The organism is Streptomyces sp. 150FB, from assembly GCF_000818195.1.
Taxonomy (GTDB): domain Bacteria; phylum Actinomycetota; class Actinomycetes; order Streptomycetales; family Streptomycetaceae; genus Streptomyces.
This window is the reverse complement of the sequence record NZ_JTHL01000001.1, coordinates 6,590,813-6,594,804: the sequence shown is the minus strand read 5'-3', so window position 1 is coordinate 6,594,804 and position 3,992 is coordinate 6,590,813. Positions and strand designations below refer to the sequence as shown.

General features: G+C 71.3%; 4 protein-coding genes and 1 pseudogene. 3 read left to right on the top strand and 2 right to left on the bottom strand.

The window, feature by feature from the left end; genetic code table 11:
• Positions 1 to 285 (top strand): PepSY domain-containing protein (locus QR77_RS28590; RefSeq protein ID WP_150130587.1); only part of this gene is annotated, 285 nt, incomplete at its 5' end.
• Between the two features lie 125 nt (positions 286 to 410).
• Here QR77_RS28590 and meaB read toward each other — a convergent pair.
• Together meaB and QR77_RS28580 are read right to left on the bottom strand one after the other, a co-directional pair.
• Complete coding sequence (gene meaB / locus QR77_RS28585) at positions 411 to 1,370, bottom strand: methylmalonyl Co-A mutase-associated GTPase MeaB (RefSeq protein WP_040028818.1); 960 nt, start codon at positions 1,368 to 1,370, stop codon at positions 411 to 413.
• 37 nt (positions 1,371 to 1,407) lie between these two features.
• On the bottom strand, positions 1,408 to 2,607 hold the full coding sequence (locus tag QR77_RS28580) for an acetyl-CoA C-acetyltransferase (RefSeq protein WP_040024905.1): 1,200 nt from the start codon (positions 2,605 to 2,607) through the stop codon (positions 1,408 to 1,410).
• 179 nt (positions 2,608 to 2,786) lie between these two features.
• On the opposite strand from QR77_RS28580, the gene mce reads away from it, so the two are divergent.
• Both mce and QR77_RS49205 read left to right on the top strand, forming a co-directional pair.
• The gene (mce, locus tag QR77_RS28575) at positions 2,787 to 3,215 is read left to right on the top strand and encodes a methylmalonyl-CoA epimerase (protein WP_040024904.1); all 429 of its coding nucleotides are present in this window, start codon (positions 2,787 to 2,789) and stop codon (positions 3,213 to 3,215) included.
• Positions 3,216 to 3,373: 158 nt separating this feature from the next.
• Positions 3,374 to 3,992 (top strand): annotated as a pseudogene (locus tag QR77_RS49205) (hypothetical protein); the annotation flags it as partial.

Below are 3,992 nucleotides of genomic sequence, written 5' to 3'. Positions count from 1 at the left end.
GGGGTGAGCGCGCAGCGCGCGGCGGCGGCGGCCCTCGCCGCCACCCCGGGCAGCGTGGTCGAGATCGACCTCGACGACGACGGTGCGGCGCACTGGGAGGTCGAGGTGCTCGGCAGGGACAACGCTCGGCACGAGCTGCACGTGGACGCGCGTACGGCCAAGGTCACGGCGGACCGCGACCACCACGGCGACGACAACGGCGACCGCCACGGCAAGGCCGACGACCGGGACGGCCGGGACGACCGGGGCCACGACAGCGACGACGATCACGGCCACGACCACTGACCGCCGTCCGGCAGGACGGCGGCCTCCGCGGGCCCCTCGCTCAGGGCCGCGCGGAGGCCGCCGTACGTCTCCCGGCCTTCCTGCCTGCCGACCTGCCGACCTGCCGACCTGCCGACCGATGCGGATCAGTCCTGCTCGGTGATGCCCGCCACCAGTTCGTCGGCCGCCGTGTACGGGTCCAGCTCGCCCGCCACGATCCGCTCCGCCAGCGCGTCCAGCCTGCGGTCCCCGTGCAGGTCCCCGATCCGCTCCCGGAGCGCGGTCACCGCGATCGTCTCCACCTCACGGGCCGCCCTGCGGGCCCGCCGGGCGCCCAGCTCGTCGTGCTCCTCCAGCCAGGCCCGGTGCTTCTCCAGAGCCTCGACGACCTCGTCCATGCCCTGGCCGCGCGCCGCGACGGTCTTCACGATCGGGGGCCGCCAGTCGCCCGGGTCGCGTGCCTCGCCGAGGCCCAGCATGTGGTTCAGCTCGCGGGCCGTCGCGTCGGCGCCGTCGCGGTCGGCCTTGTTGACCACGTACACGTCGCCGATCTCCAGGATCCCGGCCTTGGCCGCCTGGATGCCGTCCCCCATACCGGGGGCGAGCAGCACCACGCAGGTGTCGGCCTGCGCGGCGATCTCGACCTCCGACTGGCCGACCCCGACGGTCTCCACGAGGATCACGTCGCAGCCGGCGGCGTCCAGCACCCTGATCGCCTGCGGCGCCGCCCAGGCGAGCCCGCCGAGGTGGCCGCGGGTCGCCATGGAGCGGATGTAGACGCCGGGGTCGGAGGCGTGCTCGGACATCCGCACGCGGTCACCGAGCAGCGCGCCCCCCGAGAAGGGCGACGAGGGGTCGACGGCGAGCACGGCGACCCGCTTGCCCGCGCGGCGGTACGCGGCGACCAGCGCCGAGGTCGATGTCGATTTGCCGACACCGGGCGAACCGGTGAGCCCGATCACGTACGCGTTGCCGGCGAGCGGCGCCAGCGCCGCCATCACCTCGCGCAACTGCGGGGACGCCCCCTCGACGAGTGAGATCAGCCGGGCGACGGCGCGCGGCCTCCCGGCCCGCGCCTGGGCCACCAGCTCGGGGACGTCCTGCATCACCACTCCCGTTCCGTCGATCCGTACCGTACGGGAGCTACTTGGCGACGCGCACGATCAGGGCGTCGCCCTGCCCGCCACCCCCGCACAGCGCGGCGGCGCCGACCCCGCCGCCGCGCCGCTTCAGCTCCAGCGCGAGGTGCAGCACGAGGCGGGCGCCCGACATGCCGATGGGGTGGCCGAGGGCGATGGCGCCGCCGTTCACGTTCACCTTTTCCGGGGACACCCCGAGGTCCTTCATCGACTGCACGGCGACGGCGGCGAACGCCTCGTTGATCTCGATCAGGTCGAGGTCGTCGACGGTCAGGTCCGCCTTCGCCAGGGCGTGCCTGATCGCGTTGGAGGGCTGCGACTGGAGGGAGTTGTCGGGGCCCGCGACATTGCCGTGGGCGCCGATCTCGGCGATCCACTCCAGGCCCAGTTCCTCGGCCTTCGCCTTGCTCATCACGACGACGGCGGCGGCCCCGTCGGAGATCTGCGAGGAGGTACCTGCGGTGATCGTGCCGTCCTTGGCGAAGGCGGGGCGCAGCTTGGCCAGTGACTCGGCGGTGGTGTCGGGGCGGATGCCCTCGTCCTCCGACACGACCACCGGGTCGCCCTTGCGCTGCGGGACCTCGACGGGCACGATCTCCGCCTCGAACACGCCGTTCTTCCTGGCGGTGGCGGCCCGCTGGTGCGAGCGGGCGCCGAACTCGTCCTGCGGGGCGCGCTCGATGCCGAGACGGGTGTTGTGCTTCTCGGTCGAGGCACCCATGGCGATGTCCTCGAAGGAGTCGGTGAGGCCGTCGTGCGCCATCGAGTCGAGCATCTCGATCGCGCCGTACTTGTAGCCCTCGCGGGACTTCGGCAGCAGGTGCGGGGCGTTGGTCATGGACTCCTGGCCGCCGGCCACCACGATGTCGAACTCCCCGGCGCGGATGAGCTGGTCGGCGAGGGCGATCGCGTCGAGCCCGGAGAGGCAGACCTTGTTGATCGTGAGCGCGGGGACGCTCATCGGGATGCCCGCCTTGACCGCCGCCTGGCGTGCGGGGATCTGTCCGGCGCCGGCCTGGAGGACCTGGCCCATGATCACGTACTGCACCTGCTCACCGCTGACGCCGGCCCGCGCCAGCGCCGCCCTGATGGCGAAGGAGCCGAGATCGGCCCCCGAGAAGGACTTCAGCGAGCCGAGGAGCCGTCCCATCGGGGTACGGGCACCGGCCACGAGTACGGAGGTGGTGGTATTCGTTTCGGACATGGGACGCGATCCCCTTTGCTGACGGCCGCACCCGGCGCGGTGAGCGATCCGGGGCGTACTTCGAGGAGTGAACGAGGGTTAACCTCCAATGTACTGAGCGGTACGCGCCCCGGTCACCAGGCAGTGCGTGTGACAGCCCGCACGTTGCGTAATCACCGCCGGACCGCTGCACTGTCTCCATGCTGACGCGAATCGACCACATCGGAATCGCCTGCCACGACCTCGAGGCGACGGCGGAGTTCTACCGCGCCACCTACGGTTTCGAGGTCTTCCACACCGAGGTCAACGAGGAGCAGGGCGTACGCGAGGCCATGCTCAAGATCAACGAGACGTCCGACGGCGGTGCTTCGTACCTCCAGCTCCTCGAACCGGTCAGGGAGGATTCGGCCGTGGGAAAGTGGCTGGCGAAGAACGGTGAGGGCGTGCATCACATCGCGTTCGGGACCGAGGACGTCGACGGTGACTCCGAGTCCATCAGGGACAAGGGCGTACGGGTGCTCTACGACCAGCCACGCAGCGGTTCCATGGGCTCGCGGATCACCTTTCTGCATCCGAAGGACTGTCACGGGGTACTCACAGAACTGGTCACCTCCCGTGCGGAGCACTGACCTTAAGGATTCCCGGCCCGGTAGAGTGGCCGCTCCGGGCCGGGGCCGGGTCGGGGGCGCGCCCCGACCGCAGATCTGACACCATTCCCCGGGGGGCCGTTCGCCGCGAACGGTGCTCGTTCGGAGAGTTGCGACCAGGGGACGGATGGGACCGCGCAGTGCGGGGCTACGAAAGCCAGGAGAGCCACCGAGCTGACGACGACCACCTCTCGCGGTTCGAAGCCGAGATGAAACGGCTGAAGACCGCGCAGGAGAAGGCCGTCCAGCACGCCGAGGACCTCGGATACCAGGTCGAGGTATTGCGTGCCAAGCTCCATGAGGCACGCCGCAATCTGGCGTCGCGGCCCTCCTACGACAGCGCTGACCTCGGCTACCAGGCCGAGCAGTTGCTCCGTAATGCCCAGATCCAGGCCGAGCAACTGCGCAACGACGCCGAGCGTGAGCTGCGTGACGCCCGCGCCCAGACGCAGCGGATCCTCCAGGAGCACGCCGAGCACCAGTCCAGGCTCCAGGCCGAGCTGCACGCCGAGGCCGTCCAGCGCAGGCAGCGCCTGGACCAGGAGCTGGCCGACCGCAGGCAGACCGTCGAGTCGCACGTCAACGAGAACGTGGCGTGGGCCGAGCAGCTCCGGGCCCGTACGGAATCGCAGGCGCGCCGACTGCTCGACGAGTCGCGCGCCGAGGCCGAGCAGTCCCTCGCGGCGGCGCGCGCCGAGGCCGCCAGGGTCACCGAGGAGGCCAGGCGCAGGCTCGGCGCCGACGCCGAGGCGGCCCGCG

Coding starts and splice junctions, on each gene's coding strand:
- meaB (WP_040028818.1), bottom strand. CDS start 1,370: ATGCAGGACGTCCCCGAGCTGGTGGCCCAGGCGCGGGCCGGGAGGCCG.
- QR77_RS28580 (WP_040024905.1), bottom strand. CDS start 2,607: ATGTCCGAAACGAATACCACCACCTCCGTACTCGTGGCCGGTGCCCGT.
- mce (WP_040024904.1), top strand. CDS start 2,787: ATGCTGACGCGAATCGACCACATCGGAATCGCCTGCCACGACCTCGAG.